At 57.6% G+C, this 18334-nt stretch carries 12 protein-coding genes; 10 read left to right on the top strand and 2 right to left on the bottom strand.

Annotated features, from left to right (window positions below):
• Positions 1–22 precede the first annotated feature (22 nt).
• The gene (locus GRX76_RS00980) at positions 23–1429 is read left to right on the top strand and encodes a rhomboid family intramembrane serine protease (protein WP_160151588.1); all 1407 of its coding nucleotides are present in this window, start codon (positions 23–25) and stop codon (positions 1427–1429) included.
• Between the two features lie 13 nt (positions 1430–1442).
• Here GRX76_RS00980 and GRX76_RS00975 read toward each other — a convergent pair whose 3' ends face one another.
• Positions 1443–2885 carry a hypothetical protein gene (locus tag GRX76_RS00975; RefSeq protein ID WP_160151587.1) on the bottom strand — a complete coding sequence of 481 codons (1443 nt, stop codon included), beginning with the start codon at positions 2883–2885 and terminating at the stop codon, positions 1443–1445.
• A 204-nt stretch (positions 2886–3089) separates the two neighbouring features.
• Here GRX76_RS00975 and pepB point away from each other — a divergent pair, with 204 nt between their 5' ends.
• On the top strand, positions 3090–4379 hold the full coding sequence (gene pepB, locus GRX76_RS00970) for an aminopeptidase PepB (RefSeq protein WP_160151586.1): 1290 nt from the start codon (positions 3090–3092) through the stop codon (positions 4377–4379).
• A gap of 192 nt (positions 4380–4571) precedes the next feature.
• Positions 4572–4769, top strand: a complete 198-nt coding sequence (locus GRX76_RS00965; protein WP_160151585.1) for an antitermination protein NusB — start codon at positions 4572–4574, stop codon at positions 4767–4769.
• A 245-nt stretch (positions 4770–5014) separates the two neighbouring features.
• Here the strand turns inward: GRX76_RS00965 and GRX76_RS00960 are convergent, their stop codons facing one another.
• Positions 5015–6538 carry a UxaA family hydrolase gene (locus tag GRX76_RS00960; RefSeq protein WP_160151584.1) on the bottom strand — a complete coding sequence of 508 codons (1524 nt, stop codon included), beginning with the start codon at positions 6536–6538 and terminating at the stop codon, positions 5015–5017.
• Positions 6539–6942: 404 nt separating this feature from the next.
• Between GRX76_RS00960 and GRX76_RS00955 the strand changes: the two genes are divergently transcribed.
• The 7 genes from GRX76_RS00955 (at position 6943) to GRX76_RS00925 (ending at position 18301) form a co-directional block, all read left to right on the top strand.
• The gene (locus GRX76_RS00955) at positions 6943–7680 is read left to right on the top strand and encodes a FadR/GntR family transcriptional regulator (protein ID WP_160151583.1); all 738 of its coding nucleotides are present in this window, start codon (positions 6943–6945) and stop codon (positions 7678–7680) included.
• A 293-nt stretch (positions 7681–7973) separates the two neighbouring features.
• Positions 7974–9413 carry a glycoside hydrolase family 28 protein gene (locus GRX76_RS00950; protein ID WP_160151582.1) on the top strand — a complete coding sequence of 480 codons (1440 nt, stop codon included), beginning with the start codon at positions 7974–7976 and terminating at the stop codon, positions 9411–9413.
• A 241-nt stretch (positions 9414–9654) separates the two neighbouring features.
• The gene (locus GRX76_RS00945; RefSeq protein WP_160151581.1) at positions 9655–12297 is read left to right on the top strand and encodes a TonB-dependent receptor; all 2643 of its coding nucleotides are present in this window, start codon (positions 9655–9657) and stop codon (positions 12295–12297) included.
• 170 nt (positions 12298–12467) lie between these two features.
• Positions 12468–14981, top strand: a complete 2514-nt coding sequence (locus GRX76_RS00940) for a glycoside hydrolase family 88 protein (RefSeq protein ID WP_236250493.1) — start codon at positions 12468–12470, stop codon at positions 14979–14981.
• Positions 14982–15028: 47 nt separating this feature from the next.
• Complete coding sequence (kduI, locus tag GRX76_RS00935) at positions 15029–15871, top strand: 5-dehydro-4-deoxy-D-glucuronate isomerase (RefSeq protein ID WP_160151579.1); 843 nt, start codon at positions 15029–15031, stop codon at positions 15869–15871.
• Positions 15872–15917: 46 nt separating this feature from the next.
• Positions 15918–16709, top strand: a complete 792-nt coding sequence (locus GRX76_RS00930; RefSeq protein ID WP_160151578.1) for a gluconate 5-dehydrogenase — start codon at positions 15918–15920, stop codon at positions 16707–16709.
• A gap of 197 nt (positions 16710–16906) precedes the next feature.
• On the top strand, positions 16907–18301 hold the full coding sequence (locus GRX76_RS00925; protein ID WP_160151577.1) for a glycoside hydrolase family 28 protein: 1395 nt from the start codon (positions 16907–16909) through the stop codon (positions 18299–18301).
• Positions 18302–18334: the final 33 nt, after the last annotated feature.

The following is an 18334-nucleotide window of genomic DNA, read 5'->3' as shown; positions in this document are numbered from 1 at the left end:
CAACCGAGCCGCAGGTCCGCCCTTGCTGATCATCCCCATCCAGAACCGGCCCGACTGGCGCCGCCCACCGCTGGTCTGCTTTGCTCTGATCCTCATCAACCTGCTGGTGTTCCTGCTCTACCAGAGCGGCGACGAGACGCGCTGGCAAGCGGCCGAAGACTTTTACTTCGCCAGCGAATTGCCGGCCCTGGACGAGGAGCGTTTCTACGAATATGTGGAAACGCAAAAGCCTGAATGGCGCACCCTGGCCATGGGCGCCGGGGAAGAATTCATCTACGAGCAACTGCTGTGGAGCCGGGAGTTCCACAACTGGCTGTTACCGCAGTTGGCGCAGGAGGGGGAGCAGACCTGGCTGCAACAGCGGCGCCAGTTTGGTGAGCTGCGCGACAGCCTGTCGAGCTTTGCCTACGGCCTGACACCGGCCGCACCGACACTGCAGGGGTTATTCGGGCATATGTTCTTGCACGGCGGCTGGGACCACCTGCTGGGCAATATGATTTTCCTGCTGCTGTTTGGGCTTTCCGTTGAGCTGGCGTTGGGGGCAGCCTGGTTTCTGGGTCTCTATTTACTGGGAGGGATTGCCGCCGCCGCCCTGCACCTGGGCGTGGAAGCGGGCAGTCTGATGCCGGTGATCGGTGCCTCCGGCGCTGTCTCTGCGGTAATGGGAATGTTCGTGGCGGTCTACGGCATTCGCCGGCTGCGCTTTTTCTACACCCTCGGTTTTGCCTTTGGCGAATTTACCGCACCGGCGCTGCTGGTATTGCCCCTGTGGCTGGGCAAGGAAGTATTCGGCTACTTCTTCGGTAGCGACAACATTGCCTACTGGGCGCACTTTGGTGGGCTGGTCGCCGGGGTTATCTGCACCCTGGCATTGATCCGGCTGCGCCCAAGCAGTGAGATCCACGTGGAAGAGGACCTGCCGCCGACCCCGGAACAGCTGGCGCTGGCACGGATCGAATCCCTACAAAACAGCGGCAAATTGCTGGAAGCCGGCGAGGCCGCAACCAATGCCCAGCGCCAGCACCCGGAATCCCTGCCGCTGATCCACAAGGCGATCGAGCTCACTGCCCTGGCGCCAGACAGCGAGGGGCACCACCGCGCCTGGCTGGCCCTGTTCGCCCTGGCGAAAAAACCGGAGCAGGACTTTGCGCCTATTGTCCGCGGGGTGGAAGATTACCTGAGCCGCGGTGGTGAGCCGCGAGCGCTTACCAGCCAGGTGTGCCTGCTGCTGGCCCAGCGCGCCGGTCGTGAAAAGCAGTGGGGATTGGTGGAAACGCTGCTGTTACGGCTGCAGCAAAAGGAACAGCGCCATCCGCTGATGGCGCGTCTGGCCCATGGCCTGGTGGAGCACTACCGCCGCTGCGGCGACGAGGAGCGGGCGCGCAAGGCGCTGGATTTTGTGCGGGCGTTGCAGCCCGCTGTCGTCTGATAGGGAAAATGACTTACGCCGGCTGCGGTCGCAACGTAGGCTTCGCTTCGGCAGCCAGAATGGAATCCAGCTGGCGGACTTCCTGTAGAACCGCACTGTGGGGAAATTTCTTTTGCACGAATGCCAGCAGCTTGCGGCTATTGTCGATGCGGTTGAAACCGTCCATATAGATTTTCGCCAGCAGCAGATAAGCCGCATCCAGCCGGGTGTAATGCGGGTCTTCCTTGTGCAGGTTATTCACCAGGGCCAGTGCCGGCTTGAACTGGCGCTGCCGATACAGGGCCTCGGCAATCTGGTGGCGCAACAGTGACTTGTCGATGGCCGGTGCGCCCTGGGTTGCGAGGGTCGCCATATACAGCTCTGCGGCCTTGTGCGGTTGGTTCAGGGTCACGAACCGCTCCAGCAGGTGCGGTCCCAGTTCCCTCAGTGCTTTCTTGTCATCGGTGGCCAGCAGCAGTCGGTAGTAGCGCTCGTTGAGGGTGATATCGTTGGGCTGCTGGCGCAGGGTGGTTACCAGTGCCTTGCGCGCCTCATCGTGGCGCCCCTCGCGCAAGAAAATACTCGCATCTGCCAGCGCTTTGCGTCGTGTGAACTCAGACTCCTCCAGAAACTCATCGTCATCCACCTGGGAAGCTACGTCCAGCTGCTGCTGCCGGGTAAGGCAGATATAGCCCATCATGGCGCTGGTGACGATGGAGAAGTAGCTGGTAGTAAATGCCAGTAGCGGCAACAGCATCCACGCTGGAATCTTACCCATAACCAACGGCATCAATAGCGCCGGTGCCGCGGACACCGCAGTGGTAGAGAGCCACAGCAACCAGTAGGGCCAGCCGATAATCAGGGTGAACTGCAGTAACTTCAGCGGGTTTACCGCCGCCCGCATGCTGTGCTCCAGTGCCAGCACAATCATTGCCGCCGGACCCAGTAGCGACAGGGCGATGGAATATACCTGCACCGCCCCCTCACCAAGACCCGCCATCAACACACCGCCGCCACCGGCCACCAGGATCATGCCGATGATCTTGGCAAATACCGCGGCACTGCGGCCGTCCTGGGCGTCGCCAAAAGAGGGGGCGACCAGCTGACCGCTGGCGAGTGTTTCAATCACCAGCAGGTTGTAGCGCAGCACTACGGCAAGCATCGCCACCAGCACGAAAATCGACAGCCAGCCGAGCCCGGTGATGGCGAGGGCGGCCACCGCACAGATACTGGAAATGGTCAGGGGCCCGGCGGCGATGGCATAGCGGAAGTAGAAGGGGGCCATCTGCCAGAAGGGCCTGGCTTTGTTGCTGGCGCCGACATTGCTCAGGCGGTTGTTGCACAGAATGCATTTGGGAGTGGATTTGTAATAGTTATCCACAGAACCCGGTACGCATTCGCCGCAGTAATCCTTGCTGCAGCTGTCACAGTGCCAGGAGGCATCAGTACCCGAGTGGTAGTGGCAGGATTCGCCCATGGTGACTTCCTTGTTGTCCCTGTCGTTATATTTTTCCGGGTGAGTATATCGGGTGAGTATATCGGGGGAGTCTATCGGCAGACCGTGAGCCGGCGCAAACGACCACTTGTTCGCTGCTAAACTGACCCAATATCCGTATTCAGACGCGTCGAAGCCGGCGCGCACTCTTATTCCCATAATTCACGATTCAAACAAGGTGTACAGATGACAACAGCGATGCAGGTACGGCTGGAAACCACGGCGGCGGCGGAACACTGGGGCAACAATGCCCTGCTGAGCTTCAATGACAGCGAGGCCCGCATTCATGCCACCGAGGCCACCGGCGGCACCCTGGTCGCGGTACAGCGCGCCGCGCGCCGGCTCGATGGCATGGGGGTGACCGATGTGGCGCTGACCGGCGACAACTGGGATCTGGAGAGTCGCTGGAGTTTCTGGGCCGGTTACTACAACCCTAACCGCAAGAGCACCCTCGACTGGGGCCTGGGTGACGGCGAAGAGCTGAACGAACTGCAGGCGCGCAAGGCTGCGAGCCTGTGGGTGCGGGAAATCACCAATGGCACCCCGGAAAATGTCTCCCCGCGCGCGTTGGCAGAAAGTGCGGCAGATATGCTGCAAAAGCTGGCCCCGGATGCGGTGAGCTACCGCATTGTCTCCGGTGATGCGTTGCTGGATGAAGGCTTCATGGGCATCCACAATGTCGGTCGCGGCAGTGTACGCGGCGGTGCCATGCTGCAGCTGGATTACAACCCCTCTGGCAAAGCGGACGCGCCTGTGGATATCTGCCTGGTAGGCAAGGGTATTACCTTTGACTCCGGCGGTTACAGCATCAAGCCCTCTGCGGGCATGGCCCACATGAAGTCGGATATGGGCGGCGCGGCGATGGTTTCCGGCGGCCTGGCTTTGGCCATTGCACGTGGATTGCAGAAACGCATCAAACTGTACCTGTGCTGTGCGGAAAACCTGATCTCCGGCCACGCGTTCAAGCTCGGCGATATCATCCGCTACAAAAATGGCGTGACCGCGGAAATTCTGAATACCGATGCGGAAGGCCGCCTGGTGCTGGCGGATGGTCTGATTGCCGCCAGCGAGGAAAACCCCCGCTATATCCTCGACGCGGCTACTCTGACGGGCGCGGCCAAAATGGCGGTGGGCCGGGATTACAACTCGGTGATGAGTTTTGAAGATGAGATGGCCGAAAAAGTACTGACGGCAGCCAAGTCAGAAAATGAAAAAGCCTGGCGCTTACCGCTGGAAAAATTCCACCTGGAGCAGATTCCTTCCGGGTTTGCGGAAATTGCCAACGTGGGTATTGATGGCAGCCCCGGTGCATCGACGGCGGCGGCTTTCCTGGCCAAGTTTGTGCGCGATGAAGGCCGCGGCTGGGTACACATGGATCTTTCCGGTTCTTACTTGCCCGGTGCTAATGACCAGTGGGCGCAGGGGGCCAAGGGGCACGGGGTTCGCACCATTGCCCGGTTCCTGTTGGATAACTGAGTTTTTGTGGTAACTATTTAGCGGACTCCGTGGCGGTGGAGCACCGGGTGAGGGTTTTCAGGACCGCTGTGAATACATCCCTGTACGCTGCGTCGGCGACGTCCCTGTCGCCGACGCTCCTGAAAACCCTCACCCGGCACTCCACCTTCGATTCGAATATTTGTGCTTTGCTGGACAGAGAGGAATGGATGTATGGAAGAGTATCAGGTGATGATTCAGTCGCGGGAGTGGCTGGTAGGCTGGGGGACGCTGTCGTTGATCAATGCTGGGTTGGCTCAGGGAAAAAACCGCAGTGGTTTGATCTGGTGGATTTTGAGCCTGATTTTTGGTCCTCTCGCAACGCTTGTGCTTGTTTTACTTAGCAAAGCGCCGGCACGAGTACACGATTGATTGCGATATTAGCGAAGCGCTGAAACTCGATGCAAAGGCAAGGTGCCGGGTAAAGGTTTTCAAAAGCGTCGGCGACAGGGACGTCGCCGACGCAGCGTACAGGGATGTATTCACAGCGGTTTTGAAAACCTTTACCCGGTGCCTTGCCGCCACCGCGCCTGCTTCAACCCGCCACTATGACTAATCCCAAACGCGCATAAAAAAACCGGCTACATGAGCCGGTTTTTTTATATCAGAAGGTGAGATCAGACAACCGCCCCAATATGCCAGGGCGCAAATTCATTATCACCGTAATCGAGTTTCTCACTGGCACTCTGTTCGCCAGAAGCAATTGCCAGAATGTGCTGGAAAATCATCTCACCACATTCGGCAACGGTGTAACGCTTGTCCAGGATACCGCCGCAGTCGATATCCATATCCTCGCGCATACGCTCGAACAGATTGGAGTTACTCGCCAGCTTGATACTCGGTACCGGCTTACCGCCAAAGGCCGAACCGCGACCGGTAGTAAAGCAGACTACATTCGCACCGCTGGCAACCTGGCCGGTAACGGAAACCGGATCGAAGCCCGGGCTGTCCATAAATACCAAGCCTTTCTTGCGCACCTGCTCACCGTAAAGGTAAACATCCTGCAGCGCAGTGGTACCGCCCTTCGCCTGTGCACCGAGCGACTTCTCCGCAATGGTTGTCAGGCCGCCGGCCTTGTTGCCTGGAGAAGGATTGTTGTTCAGTTCGACACCGTTGATCTCGGTGTAGTGCTCCCACCAGTGAATGCGATCCACCAGCTTCTGGGCCACTTCCGGATTCACTGCGCGGCGGGTCAGCAAATGCTCGGCGCCGTAAATTTCCGGGGTTTCTGAATAAATAACCGTGCCACCCTGACGCACCAGGATATCCGCCGCCGCACCCAGGCCCGCGTTGGCGGTAATACCGGAGTAGGCGTCGCTGCCGCCGCACTGCACCGCAAGGGTCAGTTCGGAAGCGGGAATGGGTTCGCGTACGCAGGCGTTGGCTGCCGGCAGCATTCCGGTCAGGCGCTCGATACCGGACTCAATTGCCGCACGGGTGCCGCCCAGTTGCTGAATGGTCATCACCTGGAAACCGTCGCCTTCCTGCAAGCCGGTTTCGCGCATCAGGCTGGTGATCTGCATCGCTTCACAACCGAGGCCGATCAGCAGCACGCCGGCAAAATTCGGGTGTGCGATATAGCCGTGCAGGGTGCGCAACAGTGTCTGGTAGCCTTCACCGGATGTGGACATGCCACAGCCGCTGTCGTGGCCTAGTGCCACTATGCCATCGATATTCGGGAAATCGCGCAGTTTGCCGCTGTCGCGAAAGTGCGAGGCAATGGCGCGGGATACGGTGACGGAACAGTTTACGGTTGAGACAACGGCGAGGTAATTGCGCGTGCCGGATTTACCACTGGCGCGCCGGTAACCCATAAAGGTTGCGCGATCTTCCGGCGCAACCAGTTCGGTGGGAACATAGTCACTGCAGAAGTCGTGCTCTACCTGGTGGTTACCCGCCTCCATGTTGAATTCGTGCACATGGGTGCCGGGAGCAATATCCTCCCGCGCAAAGCCGATGACCTGGCCATACTTGATGACCGCTTCACCGGCAGCAATCGCGCGTACGCAGACTTTGTGCATCGCCGGTACATCGGAAATCAGCGGCAACATGCTGCCTTCCCAGTTCACCAGCGTGCCGGCGGGCAGGGGAGCTTTGCTTACGGCGACGTTATCGTCGGAATGTATATGAATTAGATCCATCTTGTCCTGACTCCGCTTACGGACTTGCGGTCAGTTGTCGTTATGATTGGTTGCAATCTAACACTATATTGGTAAGGCCGCAATCCGAAGGTTAGTACAATTTGGTAAGACTGAGTAGGCAATTCCCGTGTTGTGGTGGCTAAACCCCATCTGCTAAACTGCGGCGAAACATTTCCGCAACTTATATATAAGTACCGATCACCATGGCATTGGTCATGACATTGGTAAGCAATGCGGGAAACCCAGATGGGTCAGGCAGGTTGTGAGGAATTTCCTCTGCTCTGGATTACCATAGGGATATTGCTTAGGCTGCACTCAAACAGTGCATTTCGGGCGCGTTACGCCGCCCGACAAGTACAAGAAAGACAAGACAGATAACAGGTCATACGCAGGAGATTCGGCAGATGCAGGGTGCCAGACTTTACCAACAGGTAGCCGAAAAGCTGGCTGCCGCTATTGCCGCCGGTGACTACCCGGCCGGCACACGCCTGCCTGCGGAGCGCAAACTGGCTGAGCGTTTTGAAGTGAGCCGTCCCACCGTGCGCGAGGCGATCATTGCGCTGGAGCTGGCGGGCTGCGTCGAGGTCAAAGGTGGCTCCGGTGTCTATGTAACAGATACCGAAGCCAGTGCCTTTTCTGCCGGTGAAAGCGATATCGGTGCCTTTGAAATCCTGCAGGCGCGCATGATGTTTGAGGGTGAGGCTGCCGGCCTCGCCGCGCGCGAGATGAGCGATGCAGAAGTCGCGCAACTTGAGGCGATTCTCGAGGAAATGGTTGCGGAAAACGCGGCTGAATCCAGTGCCGAGGTAGCGGACGAGAAGTTCCACCTGCACATTGCCCAGTGCACCCACAACGATGCAGTGGTGTCCGTGTGTGAGCACCTGTGGAAGCTGCGCAACAGTTCCTCGGTATCTGCCCGCATCCTCGAAAAGGTGCGCCAGGCGGGCTCCAAGCCCCGTATTGAAGAGCACCGCCGCATTCTGGAAGCGATCAAGAATCGCGACCCGGACGGCGCCCGCAACGCCATGCGTGACCACTTGCAGCGTGTGGTTCAGCAGCTGCTGGATGCCACCGAAGCCGAAGCCCTGGAGCAGGCCCGTCGCGAGATGAGCGCCGCCCGTCAGCGGTTTGCACTGCCCTGATCGCAGGAACAGTCACCCCGCCATCCTCAGGATGATTGAAAAGCCGGCCCTGGAGCCGGCTTTTTTGTGCCTGTCTATCGTCAAATTTCCTGCGCGTTTAGCTGCTGTCGCCCGGTGAAGGGGTGGGTTTGGCAGCGCGGCGGTGACCGTGTGGTTGTTGCCCTCCCAAAATTGGTATGACAGTATTGCCTCAATTTTGACACTGGTCTTGCCAGATATGCTGGCCTTGCCTGGTGTGGCGATGAATAAATCCAATACTGAAGTCAGTAAAACAATAAGCCCGGGAGGTATTTATGACTGGATTTAACCGGCGAGTATTCTTGCAATCTCTGGTGGCCGCTGCGGCCGTGCCGGCTGTTCCCGGGCTGCTGTCCCAGGCGGTAGCCATGAGCCGCCCGCCGCGGGCGCAATACAATGGTCCCTGGGCACAAGTGCCAAAGATCCTCTCGCAAATCAAACTGCCGTCGATTCCGGCCCGCGACTTTGACCTGAAAGCGCTGGGCGCCAAGGGTGAGGGCGAAGACGCCAGTGCATTCTTTGTCGCCGCGATTGAAGCCAGCCGCAAGGCTGGCGGTGGTCGTATCGTGGTACCCGCAGGCAAATACCGCACCGGCCCCATTCACCTGGTCTCCAATACCGAGCTGCACCTGGCGGAAGGGGCGGAAATTCACTTTATTCCCGAGCCCGAGCGCTACCTGCCGGCGGTGAAGACCCGCTGGGAAGGTATGGAGATGATGGGCTACTCGCCGCTGATCTACGCCCACAAATGTGAAAACGTGGCGCTGACCGGCAAGGGGTTGATTGACGGCGGTGCCGACTGCAACACCTGGTGGCCCTGGAAGGGGGAGAACACCAAGTGCGACAACAGCTCCAACGAGGGCGATACCCAGCACGCGGCGCGCGCGCGCCTGATGGAAGAGATGGAAGCCGGGGTGCCGGTTGCCGACCGCCACTACGCCGAGGGTTCCTTCCTGCGCCCGCCACTGGTGCAGTTCTATGAGTGCAACAATGTGCTGATTGAAGGCGTGACCCTGGAGAATTCTCCGTTCTGGGTTGTTCACCCGGTGCTCTGCGAAAGCCTGACCGTACGTGGCGTGACCACAAGAAGCCACGGTCCCAACTCCGATGGCTGCGATCCCGAGTCCTGTCGCAATGTGCTGATCGAAGACTGTCTGTTCGACAATGGCGATGACTGTATCGCCATCAAATCCGGCCGCAACGCGGATGGTCGTCGCCTCAATGTGCCCACCGAGAATGTCGTGGTGCGGAACTGCCAGATGCGTGATGGTCACGGTGGCCTGGTGCTGGGCAGTGAAATCTCCGGCGGTGTGCGCAATGTATTCCTGGAGGAATGTGTGATGAGCAGTCCTAACCTGGAGCGCGGTCTGCGCATCAAGACCAATGCCATGCGCGGCGGCGAGATCCACGATATCTACGTGCGCAACCTCACCATCGGCCAGGTAAAAGACGTCATCGTGATCAATTTCTTCTATGAAGAGGGGGATAAGGGCGACTTTGATCCCAATGTGTACAACATTCAGGTTGAAAACCTGGTGTGCAAGGAGGCCAACCGCGCTTTCCACGTGCGTGGCTTTGAGCGCGCGCCGATTCGTGGTCTGCAGATCTTCAACAGCCGCATTGACCAGGCGGCGTCCCTCGGTGTGATTGAGGAGGTGACTGGCCTGACCGTGAAAGATGTCACCATCAATGGTCAGGCCTTCAAGCCCAGCTGATCTGCCAAGTTTTTCCCCGCCTCTAAAGGCGACCGGTGCGGCTAAGTCCGCACTGGTTATGGGGGCTTTGGCGCGGTATTCTACAAATTGACGAGAAAAAAGCCGAAATAAGCGGATTAATTGGTCAGCCAAAAGTTGCCAGTTGGTAATCCGTGTGCGAATATCGGCATGCATTGATAATAAGCGGTATAACCAAAAATAGGTTTTACCAAAATAACGACGACAAGCGGAGATGAGAGTCATGAAGACTTTTGAGCTGAAACCACTCACTCTTGCGATGGCCATTGTTGCGGTGCCGGCCTTTGCACAGGAAGCAAATACCACTGGCGATGCCACTCTGGAAGAGATCACAGTAACCGGTAGTTACCGTGCCAGCCTGGCCAAGGCGCTGGACCAGAAGCGCGATGCCGTAGGTAGCAAAGACACCATCCTGGCGGAAGACATTGCAGACTTCCCTGATCTCAACCTGGCAGAATCCCTGCAGCGTATTCCTGGTGTAGCGATCACTCGCGATGCAGGTGAAGGCCGTAACATTGCGGTGCGCGGTCTGGGCTCCCAGTTTACCCGTGTACGTATCAATGGCCTGGAAGCCATCTCCACTACCGGCGGCGCTGACTCCTCCGGCGGTGCCAACCGCGACCGCACCTTTGACTTCAACACCTTTGCCTCTGAGCTTTTCTCCAACCTGACCGTGCACAAAACCATGGCCGCGGATCTGGACGAAGGTTCTCTGGGTGCTACCGTTGACCTGGGCACCGGCCGACCGCTGGACATGGCTGACGATTTCACCTTCGCTGCCAACATGCAGTACGGCTACAACAGCCAGTCCCAGGAAGCGAACCCGCGTACCTCTTTCCTGGTAGGTGGTAAGAACGAAGCCGAAACCTTCGGCTGGATGGCTTCTTACTCCTACTCCGACCGTAATATTCTTGAAGAAGGCTTCTCCACCGTTCGCTGGACCGCCAGTGAAGAGATCGTCAACTGTTCCGCCTGTGCCGACGACAGCGAACTGGCGGCTCTGAACGAAGGCTTCTTCCCGCGTATCCCGCGTTACGGCAAGTTCACCCACGAGCAGGAGCGCCAGGGCTTTACCGGTACCCTGCAGTTCCGCCCGACCGACAGCACCGAAATCCTGGTGGACTACCTGACCTCCCGTTTCGATGCCACTCGTGAAGAAGAGTTTGTTTCCGTCAGCCTGAAAGATGGCGGCAACTACAAAGAATACGATGTAACCGACTACACCATGGACGGCAGTGGCACCATCACCTCCATGACCGTCGAGAACTACGACCTGCGTGTAGAGCATCGTTTCGACGAGCTGGAAACCGCGTTCGACCAGGTTTCTATCCGCGCATCGCACGACTTCACCGATCGCCTGCGTGGTGACGTGCTGTGGGGTACTTCCGAGTCCAACTACAGCAACCCGATGCAGACCACTGCCATCGTTGATGCGATCAACGTGCAGAACAGCTTCACCTACAACGCGACCACTTCTGGTGGCAGCATCGACTTCGCCGATTTCGATACTGCCAACGCAGCAAACTACGACTTTGTAGAACTGCGTCACCGCCCGAACACCGTTGATAACAGCTTTGATACGGCGGCCTTCAACCTCGAGTTTGACCTGACCGACACCATGAGCCTGAAAGGTGGCCTGTCCCAGAAGAGCTTTGAATTCGACGTTGCCGAAATGCGCGCGGGTCCGAAATTCAGCGGCATCTCCGCGACCGAGCTGCAGGGCAGCGTGACCAGCATGAACGGCATCAGCTGGTTCTCCCCGGATGTGGGTTCCACCCTGGCTACCTATTCTGCGGAAGTGGCAGCGGGCATGGCGCCGCGCGCTCAGGATATCCGTAACGTAAAAGAAGACAGCCTCGGTTACTACGTACAGCTGGACTGGAACACCGAAGTTGCCGGCCTGCCGCTGCGCGGTAACGTTGGCGTGCGCCAGGTAACTACCGAAGTGGAATCCGCAGGTCTGGCCGATATCGGCGGCAACCTGGTAGGTGTAACCGCTGAGAACGAGTACGACGATACCCTGCCGTCTCTGAACCTGGCCCTGGACGTACACGAAGACATGGTTGTGCGCTTCTCTGTGGCCGACGTCATGGCGCGCCCGTCTCTGGGTACCCTGACTCCGGGCGGTAAGATCGACCAGTACAACGGCAGCATCAGCTACGGTAACCCGAAACTGGATCCGTTCCGTGCCCGTGCCTACGACATCTCTTACGAGTGGTACTTCTCTGACGAAGCGGTATTCGCAGCGGCATACTTCTACAAAGATATCGACTCCTTCATTACCCGCCAGACCGATTCCGGCATCACCTGGGCTGAAACCGGCCTGGATGCTTCTGCACTGGCGAACGAAGGTACCTACGATGAAACCAGCATCTGGGACGTTTCGCGTAACGTGAACGGCGAAGGTGGTGAGCTCAGCGGTATCGAGCTGCAGTACCAGCAGATGTTCTTCGACAACTACGGCCTCATCCTGAACTACACCTACGTAGATTCCGAGATGAACTACGGTACCGAAGAAGAGCCGCTGTACGACGTGCTGACCGGTATGTCCAAAAATACCTACAACGCGACCGTTTACTACGAGAACGAAGACTGGAGCGCGCGTGTTTCCTACGCCAAGCGTAGCGATTACCTGACCCAGTCTCCGGCTGCCGTACGTAACGGTAACGACACCGAGTACACCGAAGGTACTGGCAACATCGACTTCGTCGCCAGCTACAACGTGAACGACAACTGGAAGCTGAGCTTCGAAGGCATCAACCTGACCAACGAAGCCAACCGCCAGATGATCGACAGCTCCGGCCGTATCGTGGTTGACCACACTACCGGTCGTCAGTACTACGTCGGTGCTCAGTACAAGTTCTAATCTGACGTAACGATTAAGAGCTGAACACAGCGGCCGGGTGCAGGGATTCTGCCGGTGGAAACACCGGCGCATGGATTCGAAGTCGCACCCGGCCGTTTTTCGATTTACTGGTTATTCAAATTTACTGAATAACAACAAACAGAATAAAACCCGAATTCGTGGAGATGTCTGTGAAACTGTTTGAACCGTCCAACCGAACCCCGAGCCTGAGCGTGCTGGCCTTTGCGCTGACCGCGGCAACGCTGACCGCCTGCGGAGAGAAAGCCGCGGTAGAGTCTGCGCAATCCCCGGAACCGGCTGTACAGGCTGAAAAGCCCGGTGCCATCGCCAGCCTGGAGCTCGCTAACCCCTCGGACTTCCCGCGTCTGGACGAAGCGGTTTACCTCAGCTACTACGAACTCGGATTGAAAGCCGGATTTGCGTCGCCGATTGCGGTGTGGAACCAGGCAGAACAGATTCCGGTACAGGCCATCGACAAAGATGCCGACGGGGAAAAAGACGGCATCCTCTTCACCGTGGATGTGGCTGTCGATGAAACCCTGAAACTGCGCATCGCCAAAGCCGATGCAGAATACGCCCAGCACACCAAACGCACCCAGGCGGAAATTTCCCACAAGGTGGGTGGTGAATGGAAAGAGCGTGAATATCTCGGTGGCAGTTTCCAGAACGTAAGCTCGCTGGAAGTGCCCAAAGAGCACACCGACCACTCCTGGTATATCCGCTACGAGGGCCCGGGTATCGAGTCCGACCTGGTGGGCTATCGCGTATACCTCGACTGGCGCAATGGTTTCGATATTTTCGGCAAGCAGACCCTCGAGCCAGTACTCCAGAACGTGGGCCAGGACGGTTTCGATTCCTACCATGAGTCCGCCGACTGGGGCATGGATATTCTGAAAGTGGGCAGCGCCGTGGGCGTTGGTGGCTACGGCTACTGGGATGGCGAAAAAGTCATTCGCGTAAGCAACGTGCAGGACTGGCAGGCCGATATTACCGAAAACGGTGACCTCTACTCCTCGTTCAAGATCCAGTACAAAGGCTGGAAACCCACCGAAGATTTGCAGACCGACCTGACCGCGGTGCTTTCCATGCACGCCGGCAGCCGTCTGGTGGAAGTGAATGCGAAAACCAGTGAAGAGCTGGATAACCTGATTGCCGGTATCGTCGATCACGAAGGTACCGAGCTGATTGTCGGCGACATGGACATCACCGGTCACGCCTACACCTATATCGGCACCTACGGCGCGCAGAGCCTGGACGGCGCCAACCTGGGTATGGCGGTACTGGCCAAGCGTAAAGCCATCAAGGAAACCACCAAAGACGAGCACAACCAGGTGGCCATCCTGAAACCGGCGGGCAACGAGGTTCAATATTACTTTGTCGCCGCCTGGGCCAATGAAGTGGCCAGCGAACACGGCCCTATTACCAGCAAAGCCCAGTTTGAAACCTACCTGCAGCAGGAAGCCGAAAAGCTGACTATGCCTTTGCGCCAGCGTCTGACTACGGCCGCAAGCGTTGCTGAAACCGAGCAGCCGCTGACTGCCGAAGTCGCCCTCGCGTGGAGCAAGCGCCTGGCGGACTCCGAACTGGAGCGCAAGACACTCGAGTATGCATATGGCGGTTACGACCATATCCGCAAACGTCCGTCTTACTTCGAATACACCACTGGCATGGTGATGCAGGCCTACGACGAACTGAACCAGGTTTCTCCAGACGCCCGCTATGCGGATGCTGTGCAACAAGTCATGGGTTCTTTTGTCGCCGACGATGGCAGCATCAACGGGTATGTACAGGACAAGTACAACATCGACAGCGTTCGCGCCGGCACCATGCTGCTGCGCATGTACGAGCGTAACCACGATGAAAATTACAAGAAAGCCGTAGATCACCTCTACGAGCAGCTGGAACACCACCCGCGTACCGAAGCCGGTGCTTTCTGGCACAAGAAAATCTACCCGCACCAGGTCTGGCTAGACGGCGTCTACATGGGCATTCCGTTCCTTGCCCAGTATGAACAGCTGATGCACGACAAGCCCAACGTGGAAGAAGTGCTGGCTGAATTCAAACTGGTGAATCAGATCCTGAAAGATCCGCAAACCGGTCTCTTCTATCACGCCTGGGATGAGAAGCGTCAACAGGTTTGGGCTGACAAGGAAACCGGCCTCTCCGGTTACCACTGGGCCCGCGGCATGGGTTGGCTGGCGATGGCGCTGGTGGACGTGCTGGACTATATCCCGCGGGAAAATACCGAAGAGCGCCAGTACCTGCTGAACATGATCACGGAGATCGCACCGGTGATCGAAAAGTACCAGGACCCGGCAACCGGTACCTGGTGGCAGATCATCGACAAGCCCGGTGAGCGTGGTAACTATCTGGAGTCCTCTGCCAGCACCATGTTTACCTATTTCTTCGCCAAGGCGTTGAACGAAGGTTATCTGCCCAAGGGCAAATACCTGGGTACCGCGAAAAAAGCCTATAAGGGTCTGCTGGATGAGTTCGTGCAGGTGCATGCCGACGGCACCATCAGCATCACCGACATGTGTCAGGTGGCCGGCCTCGGCTTCGGCCGCGATGGCAGCTACGAGTACTACATGAGCGAGCCGATTTACGACGACGACCCCAAGGGCACCGCGCCGTTTATCACTTCCGGCGTCGAGATGTACAAGCTGCTGAAGTCAGAGTCTTAAGTCTTAAAATTTGTAACCGTTGTTGAAAAGAGTTCCGGGAAAGTTTCATGACCACCGTATTTGAAGAGCGCTACGCCAGTCACCCGAGTGACTATGTGAAGTACGATACCGACCGTCTTCGTAAAGAGTTTCTCGTACCGAAACTCTTCGAAGCGGATACGGTGCGCCTTACCTACACCCATGTAGATCGCATGATCGTTGGCGGCATCATGCCGGTGGAAAAAACCGTACAACTGGAAACCGTCGAGGAACTGCGCTCCGAGTATTTCCTCGAGCGCCGCGAGATCGGATTCATCAATATCGGTGGCGCCGGTACTGTGGAAGTCGATGGCAAGGTGCACGAGATCGGTCACAAGGAAGCACTCTACGTGGGGCGCGGTTCCGTTGAGGTAAAGCTGAATAGTGCGGACAAATCCAATCCGGCCAAGTTCTACCTGAACTCCGCGCCGGCACACCGTGCCTATCCAACAGTAAAAGTAAGCAAAGCCGACGCGAATGTCATGGAGCGGGGCGCCAGTGAAACCTGCAATCAGCGGGTGATCAATCAGCTGCTGGTACACGGTGTCATCGAGACCTGCCAATTGCAGATGGGTATGACCGAGCTGGCGCCGGGCAGTGTCTGGAATACCATGCCGGCCCATACCCACAGCCGCCGCATGGAAGCCTACATGTATTTCAATGTGCCTGAAGATCAAGCGGTATGCCATTTCATGGGCCCGCCCCAGCAGACCCGTACGATCTGGATGCACAACGAGCAAGCGGTGATCTCTCCCACCTGGTCACTGCACTCCGGCGTAGGTACCGCCAATTACACCTTTATCTGGGGTATGGCGGGTGAAAACCTGGATTACGATGATATGGATTTTGTGCAGCCCCACGAGTTGCGTTGATCCTGATCTAAGCCTGAGTAATCGCGAAAAATTTTTGGAGTAAAGAATGTCCAAGTCACTGTTTGACTTAACCGGAAAACTCGCCCTGGTAACCGGCGCTACCCACGGCCTCGGCATGGCGATGGCGGAAGGCCTGGGTAACGCCGGTGCCAAGCTGGTAATTACCGGTCACTCCTCCCAGGAAAAGCTGGATGGCGCCGTCGCCGCGCTGCGCGAAAAGGGCTATGACGCCCACGGTTACCTGTTCAACGTCACCAATGAAGACGAAGTGAACGAGATGGTGCCGGTGATCGAACAGGAGCAGGGCCCCATTGATGTACTGGTGAATAACGCCGGCATTATCCGCCGCGTGCCGCTGCTGGAAATGGAACTGTCCGAGTGGAACAAGGTGCTGGAAACCAACCTGACCGGTGTGATGGTGATGAGCCGTCCGGTGGTGCGCCGTATGATCGAGCGCGGTGCGGGCAAGATCATCAACATCTGTTCCATGATGAGCGAACTGGGTCGCGACAGTGTTTCGGCCTACGCCGCTTCCAAGGGCGGCCTGAAAATGCTGACCCAGAATATGGCCACCGAGTGGGCGCGCCACAATATTCAGGTGAACGGTATTGGCCCCGGCTATTTTGCCACCAGCCAGACGGCGCCGATTCGTGTGGATGGCCACCCGTTCAATGATTTCATCATTGGTCGTACCCCCGCGGGCCGCTGGGGTAACCCGGAAGACCTGCAGGGTGCTGCGGTATTCCTTTCCAGTGACGCGAGCAATTTCGTCAATGGTCAGGTGGTGTATGTGGATGGCGGCATTCTGGCGACCATTGGCAAGCCTTCGAACGAATAATTGATACAAGCCGGCGTCCTGTCGGTAGTGGCACATTCTGTTGCCACGGGATGGGCGGGCCTTGAATAGGCCGGCCCGTCCAGATCCGAAAATAGAAAAAATGCTGTAGTTGCTTCCCTCTCAAATGGTTGAGTGAGAGGGCGGGTGCGCCTTCGGCCGCCCAGAATAAAGTTTAATAACGTCCTTCGGGAGCAACGATGAACGCGATGATGTCTCCTCCCCGTTTTCTGCGGGGGCTATGCCTGTGCGCCTGTATGTTTGGCTCTGTGGCTGCTGCAACTTTGACGTGGGCAAAAGACCCGCAAGCCGATAGCGGCTGGCAGCTGGCCGATGAAATTGTGGCTGCCATTCAGCTGCCCAATATTCCCCAGCGCGAATTCCCAATCTCAAACTTCGGGGCCGAACCCAGTGCCGACGTACGCCCTGCCATTCTGTCAGCGATTGATGCCGCGGTGGCCGCCGGTGGTGGGCGGGTGCTCATCCCCGAGGGCGTCTGGCTGAGTCATGGTCCGGTGGTGTTGCAAAGTCGGATTGAACTGCACCTTGCCGAGGGTGCGGTGCTGCGTTTCTCCCCGGACCCTGCCCACTATCTGCCGGTGGTGAAAACCCGTTGGGAAGGCACCGAGCTCTATTCCTATTCTCCGCTGGTGTACGCCAATAATGTCGAGGATGTGGCGATTACCGGCAAAGGCACTATCGATGGCAATGTCGATAGCGTTTTCAAACAGTGGCACCTGAAGCTGGGGCCGGATATGCAGCGCTTGCGTACCATGGGCGCCAGCGGTGTGCCTGTGGCCGAGCGCGTGTTTGGCGAGGGGACTTATTTGCGCCCGCCACTGATCCAGCTGTTCGGTGCCAAACGGGTTTTGCTGGCGGACTTCACCGCAATCCATTCCCCCTTCTGGGTCAATCACCTGGTGTACACCGACCATGCGACGGTGCGCGGTATCCGCGTCGACAGTCACTTCCCCAACAATGACGGTGTGGATATCGAACCCAGTAGCAATGTATTGCTGGAAAACAGCTGGTTCCGCACCGGCGATGATTCAGTGGTGGTGAAGTCCGGGCGGGATCAGGACGGCCGCGAAATCGGTATTCCCAGCCAGCGGATAGTGGTGCGCAATAACGATATGGGCGGAGAGGATGGTATTGCTCTGGGGAGTGAAATGTCCGGTGGTATTCGCGATGTCTTTTTCACCGACAACGTTCTGCGGAAAGGTATTTCCGCGTTTCGCTTCAAGGCCAACCTGGACCGGGGCGGCCTGGTAGAGAACGTACGCCTGCGCAACCTGACGGTCGAAGCCTTCGACAATCTCTTCTGGTTTCAACTGAATTATCCCGGTGAGCTGGGCGGATTTTTTCCGTCAACCTACCAGGACATTGTGTTTGAAAATATTCAGGCACAGAAGGTGGGCACCTTTCTGGAAATTCACGCACCGGATGCCGCGCCGCTGAAAGATGTGGTTTTCAGGGGGGTCCATGTATCAGAGGTGGAAACACCGATGGTTATTGAAAATGCGGTCAATCTCAGGTTTGAGGCGGTAAAAATTGCGGAACAGCGTATAGATGGCGTCTTGAGCTGGCGAAAATGAATGAAGTGAGAGTGAAGAGCGCAATAGCAGAGT

This window comes from Microbulbifer sp. ALW1 (assembly GCF_009903625.1).
Taxonomy (GTDB): domain Bacteria; phylum Pseudomonadota; class Gammaproteobacteria; order Pseudomonadales; family Cellvibrionaceae; genus Microbulbifer.
This window is presented reverse-complemented; position numbering and strand designations above follow the sequence as displayed.